A 14737-nucleotide genomic window follows, 5' to 3' on the forward strand; every position below is an offset into this window, starting at 1 on the left:
CCGCCCCTTCAGTGGGTGATCCAGGTGCCCCGGGTGGGGTTCCAGTGGATGGTGGCGTTCTGGAACTGCTGTGCGACGCCGCCGGGTTCGGCGACCTCCTCACCGGTCGGGTAGCCCAGCACCGCCTCGTGCCCGGCAGCGTGGAACGCGTCGTAGATCGCGTCATGGACCACATGCGTGCCCGTGGCGGCCGACCAGAGGAAGAGGCCCCGCTCGAAGAACTGGTACCGGCCCCTGGTCCCGTCCGGAGCCCGCGAGGCATCGGCCTCGTCCATGGTCGGGAAACCCCAACGCCGTTCGGCATCCGTCGCCCAGAACCTGGTGAGGATGTCACCGTGAACGGCGTACGCCACATCCGGGTGCCAGAGCACGATCCCGCCCTCGAACAGCTGGAACCGCCCGCCCGCCGAAGCGTCCTCCTCGGCCCGCACCGGGGCACCGAGGTAGCCGCCCCGGCCGCCCAGGCCCTCGTACTTGGCGCCGATCGTCCCGTACGGGGCGAAGGCCTCGGCCATCAGCTCGCGGGCCGTGCCCTCGGCCTGGTCGTAGCGGGCGGGGTAGGCGGAACGCTGGACGGCCTGGGCGAGTTGGCCGGGCGTGCCGCCCGCGTGGTCGGGTTCCATCTGCTGGGCGACCTCGAAGAACTTGTTCGCCGCGTAGCCGACGTCGAGGCACTGGTCGGGGGTGCACCAGCCCATCGACGGCCGCTGCTGGAACACGCCCAGCGAGTCGTCCTGTCCGCAGGCGAGGTTGTTCATCCGGGTCTCCACCCAGCCGGTCTCGAAGCCGGCCAGCATCACCTTGGCGGACACGCCCCGGCGTTGGCCGACCTCGTAGACCTTGCGGGTGACGGCGATGTCCCGGCCGGGCGGGATGGCACAGAAGGCCGCGGCCGTCGCGGTGTGGTTCAGCGGACCGGGCACGGGCCCGGCCCCGCGGGCCCCGGCTGGGCCGCCGAGGGCGACCGCGGCCGTGGCCAGGAGCAGGACGGCGGCGCCGGAGGCCGCGCGTCGTGCGGCGGGTCTGGTCATGTCTCTCCTTCGTCAGCGGGCGTGCGGGCGGCTCAGGGATTGATCCCGTCGAACTGCAGCACCCGGTACGGCGGTTGGTGCAGGACGCCGGGCCACTGGGAGACGATCAGGGTGAGCGAGGTGGCGCTCGCGCTGCCCGGGTGGATGTAGCCGCCGTACAGGGTCGGGACCTGCGGCTTGCCCCAGTGACTGGCCGGCCAGCCGTTGTTGCCGACGATCTGCGGCTTGGGCGCGGTCCAGGCGGCGTCGGGCCGGGACGCGGTGCGGGTGGAGATCGAGTAGTCGGCGACGTCGAAGTAGCTCATGCAGTACCGGTTGCCGATCCGCTTGACCGAGAACTCGCCGATGTTGTTGCCGGTCAGGATCGGCGAGGGCGCGGCGTCCGTGGTCCACTGCCAACGGCCGCCGAGGAAGGCCCAGTTCTGCTGCGCGCCGAAGTTCCCGGCCCGGAACTCGCCGGGCTGGATCCGGAACAGCTGGATCGCGCCGCCGTCGGCGGTGTTGCGGTGGGTGCCGTTCCAGCGCTTGGAGAAGATATACAGCCAGCCGTCAGGGTCGATGCCCGCGAACGACCACATCCCGTACATGGACTGGTTCACGCCCTGCATGTCGCCGGGCCAGTGGTACGGGTAGTCGTGCCAGGTGATGCCGTGGTCGTCCGACCAGGCGACGCCGGACATCACGGACCCGTCGTAGCCGGCCGGCGGGGTCCAGGTGCCGACCGAGGTGTACTGGATGTAGGTGCGGCCGCCGAACTCGATGCAGTCGTTGGGGATGCGGCTCACCTCGAAACCGAACCCGTTGTCCGCGTTGGTCCGGTAGTCGAACAGCTGCTCGGCCCGGCCGCCGGTGGGCATCGCCCAGGTGAACGAGATCGGGGCCGAACCCGAGGCGTCGAAGCGATCCTGACAGAGCATCAGCGGCGAGCCGAGGTAGTCGCCGTACTGCTGCATCCCGGCCCAGGTGTCGCCGAAGACGTAGCCCCAACTGCCGTCGTGCTCGCGGTAGTAGGGGATGCCCAGGTCGCTGGAGCCGATCCCCTGGGCGGCGGCCGAGTCGCCGGCCTCGTCGCACAGGGGGGTGCCGTGCTGGGCGGCCCAGGCGGGGGCGGCCGGCGCGAGACCGGCCAGGCCGGCGCCCAGGGCGAGGCCGCCGCCGGCCCGGAGGACGGTGCGGCGCGAGACGGCGGGACGGGGGTACACAGGGGACGATTCGGGCATGGCTGTTCCTCCGGAGGACAGACGGGGTGGGAGAGGGGTGCGGCCTGACGACCGGTCAGCCCGCAGCGGCGAACGCGGCCGCGAGGCGCGGGACGTAGTCCGCGAACGCCGGTGCCCAGCAGCCGTAATTGTGGCCGCCGTTGCAGGTCGGGGCGAGCGACGCGCCGTTGCCGTAGTCGACCAGACGGCTGGGAATGCCCAGCTGGTCCAGCCGCCCCTTGACCGTCGCCGACGCCACCGCGGTGTTGGCGTCGATCACGTCGTTGTTGCCGGTGTAGAGCGCGATGCCGGTGCCGGACAGCTTGGCGAGGTTGACCGGCGCGGCCGGGTCGACGGCCTTCCACACCCGGTCGGTGTTGAAGACGGGGTACGGGGAGCCGAAGATCGCGTCACTGTCCACGGTGGGGCCGTAGCCGGTGCACCGGCCGGAGCCGGCCGAGCCGGAGGTGCTGACCGCGCACCAGGCGCCCGTCAGGTTGAGCTCGGTGGCCAGGACGGTGGCCCGGATGGTCCACTGCCCGAAGTCGATGCCGCCCGACATCGCGGCGACCTGGCCGAACAGGTCCGGCCTGGCCTCGGCGTAGTGGAGCGACCCGAAACCGCCCATGGACAGCCCGACGACGGCCCGGTGCGCCCGGTCGGCGACGGTCCGGAGGTTGGCGTCGACGAACGGGACCACCTGGGTCAGGTGGAAGGTCTCCCAGTTCGCGGCGCCTTCGGCGGTGTTCTGCATCCGCCAGTCCGCGTACCAGCCCTTCAGCCCGCCGTCCGGCACCACGGTGATCATCGAGTCCGAGTGCAGGGCCGGCGCGGCCGCGACGTCGTCCACCCCGCCGCCACCGCCGTGCAGGAAGTAGGTGACCGGCCAGCGCCGGCCAGGCTCGGTGTCGTACCCGGACGGGAGCAGGATCCGGATCCGGTGCTTGCCGGACAGCTGCGCCGTGGTGACGGTGAGGGTGAAGTCGGTGGGGCTGTGCACCTCCGTGGCCCCGGGGACCACGGTCAGGCCGTAGCCGTCAGCGAAGGCGGGAACGGCGGCGGCAGCGGCAGCCGGAGCAGCGGCCGGAACGGCACCGGCCGTGCCGGTGCCCGTCAGAGCGGCGAGCGCCACCGCCGCGCCGAGGGCGGCGAGGCGCAGGGACAGGGGGGTCATCGGGAGCCCTTCGTCGGGGAGGGCCGCGGCGGGTGGACCGCCGTGGACCGGACGTCCCGATGCTGCTGTCCCGCACCCTCGGGCGGACAGGCCAGGCCACCGGCCATTCGTGACCGGCCGTCAGGGACCGGCCGTCAGGGGCCGACGGCCGCCCGGTGCCCGGGCCCTGCGGTCACGGGGTGTCGGCCCGCGCGGGCGGGAAGGTGGCCGGTGCGAAGTCCGGGTGCCTGCGGCGGAACGCGCTCCCGAGGTGGTGCTGCAGCCGGACGTGGCGGAACTGGTAGACGGCCCCGGTCTGACGCAGCACCCCGCGCCGGTAGGCGTCGTCCAGGAACGCGGCGGGGTGCCAGGGCAGCCGCCCGGTCAGCGGCAGCCAGACCCGGGCCAGCAGGAGCCACTGCCCCCAGGCCGTGAAGGCGAGCACGTAGGCGGCGGCGCCCCCGAGGCCGCCGACCGCACCGATCAGCAGGCCGTCCTCCGGGGGCCAGGCGAGTTGCCCCAGCGTGCCCTGGAGCAGCGCGACGATCACCCAGCCGCCGAAAGCGATGGCCAGGGTCAGCGCCGGCGCCAGGAACAGGAACTGACGGCCCACCGTGGTGCGGTTCGCGGACAGCAGGCCGACGGGGGTGGCCGCCTCGGTGACGTCCACGGGTGCCTCCAGCGCCGCCATCAGCCCGAAGACCAGACCGGCGGCCGTGCCGAAGATCAGCCCGAAGACCAGCATGTCGGTCAGGGCGAACCCGACCAGGCGCGGATCGGTGAGCGAGGTCCCCGCGGCCAGCGCGTGCTGGAGGGTGAGCGTGCAGGAGCAGCCGATCCCCATCACGGCCCCGCCGAACAGGCCCTGCCCGAACCGGACGGTGAAGGTCCGCAGCGGCCGGCGGCCGAGGCCGCGGTGCGTGGTGCGCAGCGTCAGCCGGACCCGGGCCGGTTCGAAGGCCGTCCCGCCCCGGGACCGGCCCGCCATCGCGTAGACGGAGCCGAAGGCGAGTCCGGCAGCTGGCCCCATCAGAGCGCCCTGCAACAGGAGTTCGAGCAGCCCGAGCGGGGTGAGCAGGCCGACCAGCCAGTCGGCCAGGGTGACGCAGAGCGTGGTGGACAGGACGACGGCCAGGGCCCGGGTCGGGCCGGGCAGCAGGTCACCGAGCTGCCACCACGCGAGGTCGTGCCGCTCGCGGTCGAGCCGCACCAGGTGATGGGCGAGGTGTCCGAGCCAGCGCTCGGCCCGGACCGGGTCCGCGTACGGGGTCCTCGGCTGCCGGCCGGCGGCGTCCCGCTCCGGTGCGCGGCGCCGGTAGACGGCGGGCACGAAGCCCGCCAACAGGTGTTCCTCCAGGCTCTTCACCGACGGGAACCGGGTGGGGTCGAGCAGTTCGGCGGGGTCCCGGCCGGGTGTCTCGCTGTACAGGGTGCGGGCCAGGATGACCATGAGCGGGGTGGTCAGCACGGTGGCGAGGTCGGTGCCCGCCGGGGCCTGACGGGTGCGCAGTTCCGCCAGCACCCGGTCCCATCCGGTGCCCTCCCCGGCCGGGACGGTCCGGGTGGTGCGGGGCAGGTAGCCGACCAGGTCGTCCAGGGTGAGGTCGGTGAGCTCGATACCCCCGGCCCAGACCAGCGGTGCGTGCGCCGCCCGGACCGCCTCGGCGTACTCGTCCCGCCGGCTGGTGAGGACCAGCGGCGTGGAGGTCGCGTTGAGCGCCTCCAGCGCGTCGCGGCGCAGGCCCTCCGCCATCTCGTCGAAGCCGTCCAGGACCGGGAGCACGAGGTCGGCGTCGACCAGCGCGGCCGCCAGGGTCGCCCCGTGCGGGCCGCCGCGGCCGGCCAGGTGCGGGTGGTCGCGCAGCAGCCGGCCGATCAGCCAGTCGCGCAGCGCGGTGGTGGACGGGTCCCAGGAGCCGATGCTGAAGATGACCGGCACCCGGCTGTGCGGGACGGGGGCGTCCAGCAGGTCCAGCGCGAACCTGATCGTCAGGACGGACTTGCCCGAGCCCGCCCGGCCGAGGATCGCCAACCGCCCGGAGGGGATGCGCAGATAGACCTCGGCCACGCTCCGCAGGTCACCGCCCAGATCCACCTCGCGCGGCGTCTCCCCCGGCCCGAGACGCTGGATGTTCTCCGGACGGTCGGTCAGGTCGGCCGGTGCGGGCTGCCAGCGGACCGGGAGCGGGAACGGGTCGTGGACCCGGCGCTGCGCCTCCTCGCTGCGCCAGCGGCGCCGGACCTCGGTCGCCAACTCCCGCGCGGCGTCGGCCAGCGGGCCGTGGGCGGGCGCCGGGGCCGGGGCCGGTGGGGGCGACGGCGCGGGTGCGGGCTCCGTCGGGCTGCCCGATCCGGCCAGGGTGGCCGCCAGCCGTCGGCGGTCCTGCTCGCCGAGGCCGAGCGCGTCCGCGAGCAGGTTCACCGTCCCCATCCGGTGGTTCGTGGAGGTGCCGCTCTCCAGCCGGCGAATGGTGCGCACGCTGACCCCGGACCGCTCCGCCACCTGTTCCTGCGTCAGCTCGGCCTCATCGCGCAGCCGGCGTAACAACGTGCCGAGATCGTCTGTCACCGCGAGTCTCCCTACCCACCAGTACGAACGGCGGCGAGCCTACCCGGGCGCACCGGTCACAGATGGCCGGTTCCCTGACCTGTACAGCGAACATGACAAACCTCACCCTCGGGGGCGGTGTCCCGCGTGTGCACCGACGGAAGACGAGGAACAGACGTGGCCAACCGCTACTGGTGCGGTGAGTGCAGCTTCAAGACACCCTGGCTCGGGGAGTCCGAGGGGCTGCGCCGCCAGATCGAGCACTACGCCGACAGGCACCCCGGCACTCCCCCGGGCGGCCAGGTCGAGACCCGCCGGAGGGGATCGGCCGTGGCCCACGGCTGCCTGCGCCTGACGGCCGTCGCGCTCACCCTGCTCGTCGTCGTGGCCGCCTGCCACCGCTGAGACGCCGGCCACCGGGGCGGAGCTCAGGATGGTGCCGGCCGGCAGCGCCACCGGCCGGAACACCCCGGCACCGCGCACCCCGTCGAGTTGCGCGACCAGGCGGTCGGCCTCGTCCGAGAGGTGGTTTCGGGCATGGTGGCTCCGTTCGTGACGGGAGCAGGAGACCCGACGGGCCGTCAGACGGACCTTAGGACGGGCGTGCGGCCCGGACGGCGAGCGCTCCGCCCGCGCCCGCGACCGCGCCGAGGAGCGAGGCTCCGGCCAGCGGCGTGTAGTAGCCCGGGATCAGCTCGGTGGCGGTCGCGTCGTCCCACTGGCAGGTGGCCCGCAGTGGCAGGACCGAGCGCCGGACGGTGGTCAGGTCGTCCGCCTGGTGCCGGACATCGGTGCCGTGGTCGCGGGCGGCACAGAGTTCACCCTGCCCGAGGGAGAGCAGCGGGGTGGACAGGAGCCAGCCGCCCCCGTACAGCAGCAGGCCCGCGATCAGGCTGAGCAATGCGCCGCCGACCAGGGTCCCGGCGTCGGCCGGGCGGCCCGGGCCATGGGCCGCACCCCGCCACAACCGCCGGGCGGCGAGGGCGAGGACGGCTGCAGCGAGCACGGCCAGGACCGCGACCAGGCTCACCGCTTCGCCGCTCGGCTGCTCTCGTTGCCGATCCGGGCAGCGTCCCCTCCCGTGAGCGTCTCGTCCACGATCGCGGTGGCCGAGGTGGTGGTGCCGCCGAGTCGGCCGGTGCAGTGGTCGCGGTAGCGGTGGAGGTGGCCGGTGCCCTGGTAGAGGTCCTTCACCGCAGTGACGATACGGGTGCCAGGCCACCGAGCACAGTGTTTCCAGCGTCGCCACGACCGCGCCTGCGAGGCTGCGCCGACCATGTGGCGAGAGGCGGCACCGGGGTGAAGGGAGGCCGGCATCGGTTCACCGACCGGACCTCCGCTGCGGGAGCCGCGCGGTGCGACAGGTTGACGGATTGACGGCGCATCAGAGCAACCCGAACGGCCTACCCGTGGTGCCCGCCGCCCGGAGGTGGGACTTACTGGGGGAGTCGTGGTGCACGACGGTCGGCCCCGGCGCGACCGCAGCACGGCTGACATCCACGTCATCGGGGAGGCTTAGTGTCGAGTGCCCGGCCGTGGCGAATGCGGCGGATGCAGCGACGTCTGGGAAGACCCACCGGACAGGACGTCACCGCAGGCATGGTGACCGGCCTGTTCAGCATCCCCGAGGGCATGGCCTACGCCTCGATCGGAGGCTTCAACCCGGTCGCCGGTCTCTACGCCGGTGTGCTCCCCCCGATCCTCGGCTCGCTCACCGCCCCCACCGTGCTGATGGTCACCACGCTCACCAGCGCCATCGCGCTGACCGGCCAGTCCGTGCTGTCGGACGCCGGACTCGATCCGCATCAGGCCGGCAACGTGGCCGCGCTGACCCTGATGGTCGGCGTGATCATGCTCCTGCTGGGGCTGCTGCGGCTCGGCGCGGTGATGAGCTTCGTCTCCAACGCCGTCATGACCGGCTTCTCGACCGGTATCGCCCTGCAGATCATCACCGGCGTCCTCAAGGACGCCACCGGCTACAAGCCCGCCGGGCACAACCAGTTCACCAAACTCTGGGACTGGGCCGTCCACATCGGCGACTGGAAACCCTCCGCCACCCTGGTCGCCCTGGCCACCATCGGCGTCTGGGCCGCAGCGCACGCCGTACGGAAGCTGGAGGCCACGGCGCTGCTGATCGCCATGGTCCTGGTGAGCGTCGCCGTCGTGATCCTCGGCGCGGACGTGGAGACGGTCGAGTCGATCGCGGAGATCCCCGCCGCTCTCCCCCACTTCTCCGCCCCCGACTGGGGCGCGATGCCGCACCTGGTCGGCGGCGCCCTGTCGGTGGCCCTGGTGGCGCTGGCCCAGGCCGCCGGCGTGGCCCCGTCCATGCCCAACCCCGACGGCAGCCGCTCCAGCGTGAACGGCGACTTCGCCTCCCAGGGCATCGCCAACGTGGGCGGCGCCCTGTTCCAGGCCCTGCCGTCGGGCGGCTCGCTCTCCCGTACCGGCGTCGCGGCCAGCGCCGGCGCCCGCACCCGGTGGGCCGGCGTGATCTCCGGCGTCTTCCTCGCCCTGGTCGTCGTCCTGCTCGGCTCGCTGGCCGAGCGCATCCCGATGCCCGTCATCGGCGGCCTGATCCTCGTCATCGGCGGCGAGCTGATCTGGGGCAAGCGCAAGGACATCGTGCTGGTCCTGCGCACCTCCCGGCTCTCGGCCGCCGCCATGATCGCGACCTTCGCGGCCACCACCCAACTCCCGCTCCAGCAGGCCATCGTGATCGGGGCCGTCCTCTCCCTGCTGCTCTACTGCTACCAGGCGGCCCGCCAGGTCCGCCTCGAAGCGCTGGTCCGCGACGACATGGGGACCTGGTCCACCGCCGAGCCGCCCAAGCAGCTGACGCCCGGTGAGGTCACCGTCCTCACCTACGAGGGCACCAGCTTCTTCGCCGAACTCCCCCGGATGGAGAGCGACCTCCCCGACGTCAAGGGCGCCAGGAACGCGGTCCTGGTACTCGTCCTGCGCACCGCCCCCGACGTCCCCTCGTCCGCGATGATCAAACTGCTGCGCCGCTACGCCGGCAGACTCCACGACCAGGGCGGCCGCCTGATCCTCACCGGCCTCCAGCCCTCCCTCGTCGAGGTGATGAACCGCACCGGCCTGACCGCCGACCTCGGCGCCGACGCGGTCATCCCCGCCTCACCCGCACTCCTCGCCCCGCTCGACCGCGCCCTGGACGAAGGACGGACCTGGATCGCCCAACAGCCGGCCGACACCACCAAGGGGTAGCGGCACGGAGGTGCGGCAGGCGGCAGGCGGGAGTTGGAGGAAGACGTCCCACTCACCCTGTCCACCCGAATCCAGGTGACGTTGTCCGAGCTGGCGAAACTGCGGGACACCTCCGTCGAGGCGAGGTACGAGACCGGGCACGTCTCCCTGTCGGTCTTCCGCTTCGACCAGGACATGATCGTCACACCATTGCTGCCCGGTAGGATCGGCCACGACGCTCCGATGATGCACCTTCGGCGAGCCCAGGACGATGGCGCGTTCGACCGGTTCGCCGGCCACGTCGAAGACCTGTGGGCCAAGGGGCACGACGTGTGGACGATCCCGGAGGTACAGCATGCCGAGGCGTGACTACGAGGACGACCCCAACGCCCCGAAGGCGAACAGCCTGGTACCGGCCGCCAGTGTCGTTGTGGTCGGCGACGACGGCCGGGTCCTGCTCCAACGCCGGGCGGACAACGGGATGTGGGCCCTGCCCGGCGGGGTGATGGAGCTCGGGGAATCGCTCGCCCAGTGCGGCATCCGGGAAACCCAGGAGGAGACCGGCATCCGGATCGAGATCACCGGCATTGTCGGGACCTACACCAACCCCGGTCACGTCTTCGCGTACGACGACGGCGAGGTCCGCCAGGAGTTCTCCATCTGCCTGCTCGGGCGCCCGCTCGGCGGCGAACTGCACGTGTCCGACGAGTCGTTCGAGGTGGCGTGGTTCACCCTGGAAGAGACCGACGCGCTGCCGATGGTCGCGAGCATCCGGAAGCGGCTCGCAGACTGGCGCGCCGGCGGCCCGGTGGTTCGCTGAGCCCAGCGCACGAAGCCGCCCTGCTCGCCCGAGGAGCAGCGGAACAGCGGCAGCGTGGTCAGCACCGCATCACCGCGGTCTACGGCGTGAGGCCAGCCCGTGACCCACCCCCGCAGCAGCCCCAACAGCCCTCCTGGGGAGTACCCCCACCCCAGCCCCCGAAGAAGAACCCGACCGGCAAAGTCATCGGGCTCGGCGGCGGCCTCGTCGTGCTGTTCGTCCTGCTCGCGATCGTCGGTGCCCTGATCAGCGACAAGAGCGACCCCACGCACACCAAACCCTCGCCCCCGTGCCCGTCAGCTCCCCAGCCAGCGCACCCTCGCCCACGACGCCGGTCCAGTCACCCCGCGCCGGCCGCCGGCAGCGACGGCGCCGTGCAGCTGAGCGACTGCTCCGTGGACAGCGTGTTGAAGTGACCGTCCGTCAATGTGACCATCACCAACAAGTCCTCGAAGACGAGCAACTACATGGTGGCTCCGTTCACGAGACTGGCACAGCAGATGTTCACCACTTCGGGAGACACGAGAATCTGGTGCTGTTCGATTGCCGGACGGCTAGAAGAGGCCAACCGAGGTGCTCTGCGTGAGGTTCTCGAGGATCGTGTGAAGCCACGGGCTGCGCACGGCTGGTAGCCGGGCCAAGGTGTGTTGGAACGTTCCCCAATCGGCCCGGAACAGGTGATTGGACAGCAGCGGAAGCGGGTAATCCCGGAGGACATCTTGGGCTATGCGGCCCGACGCGGGAACCGGCAAGTCCGGTTCGGGAGAGACAAGCCACAGCCACACCCCCAGCGGCAGGGGCACCAGGTACGCCGGTGTGGTCGGGTCTGCAGGGGTCCAGGTCCAGCCCGTCATGGGGTGGACGGGGACGAGGAGGATGTCGACGCCTGCGTCCGGGGAGGGCTGTCCCGGTCCGGCCAGGACGGCATGCCGCTCCCGGGTGCCTGCTGGAAGCAAGGCGTCGAGCGTGCGTTGGAACACGTCTGCGGTCAGGCCCTCCGGAACCTTCACCCGCTGCCCCTTGGAGGCAATCAGAAGGTGGGCGAGCGCCTGGCCGGCTGCCGCCTCCCACTGCGGACTCCACGACCAGTAGTGGTTCGGCCCTAGCCGTCCTCCCCACGTGGCGATCGGCTCGAACGGGGGCGTTTTCTCCCACTTCTCCGCCAACTCCACCCAGGACAGGGGTACAGAGCGGATACCGTCGAGGGGCACGCGGTGCACGACGTCTGAGCCGAGTCTCACCATCTGCCAGAGCGAGCAATCGTCGACCCGGGTCGCCACGGGGAGGTCGCATGCCTCGCAGGCCATGTTGGGCCCGTCGGCCCCGTTGACGCCACAGCAGGCACTGCCATGCTTCTCGGGAATCAACCGGGTTCCACGGATATCACCGGGCGCAATGACACTGTCCCCGGGCGTGCCGTCGGACAGGGCATGGACTGGCGCGTAGATGCCGCGCGCCTCAGCCTCGCCCGGATCAATCTCGTCCCACAGCCGCCACGGTCCTCCCCAAGGGGCCAGGTCCACGGCAAACGTCCCGGGTTCCATGAGCACCGGAAGCTGGATTCCGTTCCCGTACTGCTGACGGGCGTGTACTGGTAGTGAGACCTGGGTCAGCGGAACGGTCAGCTCGGCGCCGCATCCCGCACACACGAAAACGAACAAACTTCCTCCACCTGGGAAAACACGCGCATCGTCGCAGCTCACCGACGGGCGGCCAACATGTTTTCTCATCTTCTGTGGGAACGGCACTGCCACTGTCGCGGAGTGTCTAGGCAGTGCGAGCGGATGTCAGCCGCCGCCTTGGACCCTGGCAAGCGACTCACCCGGTGTTCGAATTACCGGTGTGCTGAGGCGCCTCCCGAAGTGGTGAACATCTGCTGTCCAGTCTCGTGAACAGAGTCAACCTGGTCAGCGGTGGCAGCGCGGTGTGCGCGGGCGACTGCCAGATCGCGAGGGCTTCAAGCACCGGACGGAGCGGTAGGAGGTGGTCCAGGTAGAGGCAGTGCGCGACGGGACGGTTTGTGCGCCGCGAGGTCCGGGTCGGCCAGCAGGCGCCGTACCAGGTGGGTTTGCCGATCCCGTCGTCCGGGCCGACGAGCCCGGTGGGCCGGAGCGGACATTGACCGAGCGGCTCGGCCCCGCCCACTGGAGCCCGAGGTGGTGACCGGCTCAACCCAGGTCGCGGCGGTGCGTGCCGGTACCCGTCGGGCGGAACGCCGACGGCGCGGGTCGCCCGCGGTTCTCGGGCACTCCCGACGTGGTGCCGTCGGAGAACGATCCACCGACGGCACCACCGGCTCCAGCAGACCCGGACCCGGACCCGGCACCGAGGTTGACGGCCCGTCGACGGAGAGTCGACCCCATCATGTGCGCCGAGCTGCCCTGGTGTCGCGCCTCTACGAGCCGAAGCTGGACATGGGACACGGACATCGCTCCCGTCATGGCCGGCCAACTGGTCCGCGAGGGCGGCTACCAGGTGAGCGGCCCCGGCTGGAACACCCCGCTCCGAACCGGATTGGCGGTGAAGTCTGCGCAGACGACGCTCTGCGGAGCTTGGCCCTGCACGGTAGCGAACAGAGCGAACGCGTCGAAAGCGAACAGAGCAGTACCGAAGACGAGCCCTCGGGCCGCACGGTTGCCGTTCGCCACCGCCACCAACCGCCCGAATGCGGCGGCCGGCCAGTTGGCCGCCGAAGGCCCCAGAACAACACCACTCTCGATGACCACCATGGGCTGCGGGCTCCTGCGGGAGGTGTAGCTGACCAGATCGACCCGCCGGATCTGCTCCCACGGGACCGTACGGGTCCGCGACAGTGGCAGTCGTACCCTGATGCCCTCCGAGCCGACCGCCAACTTGACCGGACGGACCAGATAGGAAACGGGCGGTGCGAGGACAGCGGCCGCCATCAAGGACATTGCGAGCACGATGGCACCGACCATGACGAGCTCGGCGTCCGGGATGTCGTAGCCGCCGGTGCCGACCATTGACACGGTCACCAGCGCGATCACGGCGACTGCGGCCGTGGTCACCGCCAGCACCATCCACCAGTACCTGGCCCGCACCCTCAGTGTTGTCGCATGCCCGTTCATCCAGCCCCCCGGTAGCGATGGTGACGACACCTCCAGCGTCGCGGACGCGGATTGCCGTCCCCTTGCTGCCCGATAAACACCGCCAACAACGCGAACTGGAGCGCCTTCATGGGAAAATGACGGGCCGATCGCCTGCGGTCCCGCGAGGTGACAGTCTCGCCCAGGGTGTCGCCCCCAGAGCAAGCCCAGCATGACGTACTGGAGCTGGCGCCCCGAACGGGCGACGGCCGCATCCCTCCCCCGGGCGCAGCGGCAGCAGCAGCGACTCAAACCGCCCCCACTGAGCACCCGTCAGATCGACCCCCGTGCCCGACAGTCCTGTCAACGGCTCAACCAATCAGCCAGGGCGCGGCCTAGTTGGGCCAGGCCGTCGCGGAGCCGTCGGCGGACCAGATGCCGGCCACCCTGGGGGTGCCGGTGGCCAGGCCGGTGATGCCGGCGGTGTAGGCGCGGGTGACGAAGGCCTGGGCCCGGAAGCCGAAGACGACGGTGTCACCGATCGCGGCCGGGCCCTTCGCGTCGGGGGCCAACTGGCCGTAGTAGTCGATGGCCTGAGTCGGCGGCAGGGTGGCGTCGAGGAGGCGGGCGGTGGAGAGCTCGCGGCCGACCAGGGCCTGGACCTGGTGGGCGGGGAAGACCGGGTCCACGTACAATCCGCCGCCGAAGCAGTAGGCGCGGCCCGCGTGCAGGTGGCTGACCTCGCTGACGTAGCAGACGGCCGGGAGTTCCGGCAGGTCGCGGGTGGCGTGCCAGGGCGTGGTGCCGGTCAGTGCGTGGCCCGGCTCGACCTGGGCGACGCCGGCCGAGGCGAGGGAGGCCAGCGCCTCGGTGGAGGTGGTGCCCGGGGCGTTGATCCGGCACTCGGTACGGCCTGCGGAGCGCAGTCGTTCGGCGGCGCGCTCCAGGGTGGCCAGGTTGCCGGTGCGGCGGACCGTGCCGGTGCCGTGGTCGAAGACCAGGGCGGGGAAGGTGGTGATCCCGGCGAAGCGGGCGCCGTCGAGGGTGTCGAACCGGTCGGCGACGGCGAGCACGTCCTCGGCCGGGAAGCCGCCCTCATGACCGGGATAGAACTCGTCGCCTTCACCGAACAGCCGTGCCAGCAGCGCCTGTTCGCGCCCCAGGGCGGCGCTCGCGGCGGCCGCCTCACGAGCCTTCTCCAGCGTGAAGACGGTCCAGTTGTCCGGGCGCAGGGCTGCCGCCGCAGCCGCCTCGGCGCGGGGCACCTGGACCAGGTGCCCGACGTGGCCGAGCCGCAGTCCGCCCCGGGCGCCGGCCCGGGCGCACTCCATGTCGACGGCGACGCTCGCGGTGATGCCGCCGGCGGCGATCGCCCGGCAGGCGTCCGGGTTCCGGCCGATCTGCTTGGTCATCGCGAACACGTCCAGCCCGAGCCGGCCGGCCTCGGCGGCGAAGGCGGCGGCGTTCGCGCGGATGGCGTCCAGGTCGAGCGCATAGGTGTTCGCCGGCAGCGCGCCCTGCTGGTGGAGCATGATGGCGGCTTCGAGCAGGGCGGGATTGCGGCGGCGGAGGACGTCGAGGAACACGGGACTCCTACGGGAGGCGGGTCGGAGGCACCTGGTACGGGCCCGCCGGTCGTTCCTCGGCTGGCACTGGGAGGCGTTGCAGAGTATTTTCTAAGGACTCTTTAGTGTCAATCCCCGGGCGCTCGACGGGCCGCCCGACCGAACTC

14 protein-coding genes are annotated in these 14737 nt (G+C 71.7%); 4 read left to right on the top strand and 10 right to left on the bottom strand.

The features are described from left to right. Nucleotides 1–8 precede the first annotated feature (8 nt). The 4 genes from ABT118_RS07990 to ABT118_RS08005 form a co-directional block, all read right to left on the bottom strand. Complete coding sequence (locus tag ABT118_RS07990) at nt 9–1031, bottom strand: LGFP repeat-containing protein (RefSeq protein ID WP_350645829.1); 1023 nt, start codon at nt 1029–1031, stop codon at nt 9–11. Between the two features lie 32 nt (nt 1032–1063). Beyond that, nucleotides 1064–2251 carry a glycoside hydrolase family 183 protein gene (locus tag ABT118_RS07995; RefSeq protein WP_350645831.1) on the bottom strand — a complete coding sequence of 396 codons (1188 nt, stop codon included), beginning with the start codon at nt 2249–2251 and terminating at the stop codon, nt 1064–1066. A gap of 55 nt (nt 2252–2306) precedes the next feature. Further along, nucleotides 2307–3404, bottom strand: coding sequence for an alpha/beta hydrolase (locus ABT118_RS08000; RefSeq protein ID WP_350645833.1), 1098 nt, complete (start codon nt 3402–3404; stop codon nt 2307–2309). Between the two features lie 172 nt (nt 3405–3576). Next, a complete protein-coding gene (locus tag ABT118_RS08005; protein ID WP_350645835.1) occupies nt 3577–5952 on the bottom strand; it encodes a helix-turn-helix domain-containing protein in 2376 nt (791 codons plus the stop codon). Between the two features lie 156 nt (nt 5953–6108). Here ABT118_RS08005 and ABT118_RS08010 point away from each other — a divergent pair, with 156 nt between their 5' ends. Beyond that, the gene (locus ABT118_RS08010; RefSeq protein WP_350645837.1) at nt 6109–6336 is read left to right on the top strand and encodes a hypothetical protein; all 228 of its coding nucleotides are present in this window, start codon (nt 6109–6111) and stop codon (nt 6334–6336) included. A gap of 187 nt (nt 6337–6523) precedes the next feature. Here ABT118_RS08010 and ABT118_RS08015 read toward each other — a convergent pair whose 3' ends face one another. Further along, nucleotides 6524–6961 (bottom strand): hypothetical protein, encoded by a 438-nt coding sequence (locus ABT118_RS08015; RefSeq protein WP_350645839.1) that lies wholly within the window; start codon nt 6959–6961, stop codon nt 6524–6526. Beyond that, on the bottom strand, nt 6958–7437 hold the full coding sequence (locus ABT118_RS32725) for a hypothetical protein (RefSeq protein ID WP_502884496.1): 480 nt from the start codon (nt 7435–7437) through the stop codon (nt 6958–6960). Before ABT118_RS32725 ends, ABT118_RS08015 begins: the two co-directional genes overlap by 4 nt. Nucleotides 7438–7482: 45 nt before the next feature. Between ABT118_RS32725 and ABT118_RS08025 the strand changes: the two genes are divergently transcribed. The 3 genes from ABT118_RS08025 to ABT118_RS08035 all read left to right on the top strand — a co-directional run bounded on the left by ABT118_RS08025 (nt 7483) and on the right by ABT118_RS08035 (nt 9958). Continuing rightward, nucleotides 7483–9159 (top strand): SulP family inorganic anion transporter, encoded by a 1677-nt coding sequence (locus ABT118_RS08025; RefSeq protein ID WP_350645843.1) that lies wholly within the window; start codon nt 7483–7485, stop codon nt 9157–9159. A gap of 81 nt (nt 9160–9240) precedes the next feature. Beyond that, nucleotides 9241–9507 (top strand): hypothetical protein, encoded by a 267-nt coding sequence (locus ABT118_RS08030; RefSeq protein WP_350645845.1) that lies wholly within the window; start codon nt 9241–9243, stop codon nt 9505–9507. Continuing rightward, nucleotides 9494–9958, top strand: a complete 465-nt coding sequence (locus ABT118_RS08035; protein ID WP_350645847.1) for an NUDIX domain-containing protein — start codon at nt 9494–9496, stop codon at nt 9956–9958. Before ABT118_RS08030 ends, ABT118_RS08035 begins: the two co-directional genes overlap by 14 nt. Nucleotides 9959–10298: 340 nt before the next feature. Here ABT118_RS08035 and ABT118_RS08040 read toward each other — a convergent pair whose 3' ends face one another. The 4 genes from ABT118_RS08040 to ABT118_RS08055 all read right to left on the bottom strand — a co-directional run bounded on the left by ABT118_RS08040 (nt 10299) and on the right by ABT118_RS08055 (nt 14591). Beyond that, nucleotides 10299–10421: a hypothetical protein gene (locus tag ABT118_RS08040; protein ID WP_350645849.1), complete on the bottom strand. Its 123-nt coding sequence runs from the start codon at nt 10419–10421 to the stop codon at nt 10299–10301. Nucleotides 10422–10512: 91 nt separating this feature from the next. Next, nucleotides 10513–11619: a hypothetical protein gene (locus tag ABT118_RS08045; protein WP_350645851.1), complete on the bottom strand. Its 1107-nt coding sequence runs from the start codon at nt 11617–11619 to the stop codon at nt 10513–10515. A gap of 807 nt (nt 11620–12426) precedes the next feature. Further along, entirely contained in the window at nt 12427–12999 is a 573-nt protein-coding gene (locus tag ABT118_RS08050; RefSeq protein WP_350645853.1) for a PH domain-containing protein, read from the bottom strand. A 401-nt stretch (nt 13000–13400) separates the two neighbouring features. After that, nucleotides 13401–14591: an alanine racemase gene (locus tag ABT118_RS08055; RefSeq protein WP_350645855.1), complete on the bottom strand. Its 1191-nt coding sequence runs from the start codon at nt 14589–14591 to the stop codon at nt 13401–13403. Nucleotides 14592–14737 lie beyond the last annotated feature (146 nt).

The sequence above is a fragment of the Kitasatospora sp. NPDC002040 genome (genome assembly GCF_040296785.1).
Classification (GTDB): Bacteria; Actinomycetota; Actinomycetes; order Streptomycetales; family Streptomycetaceae; genus Kitasatospora.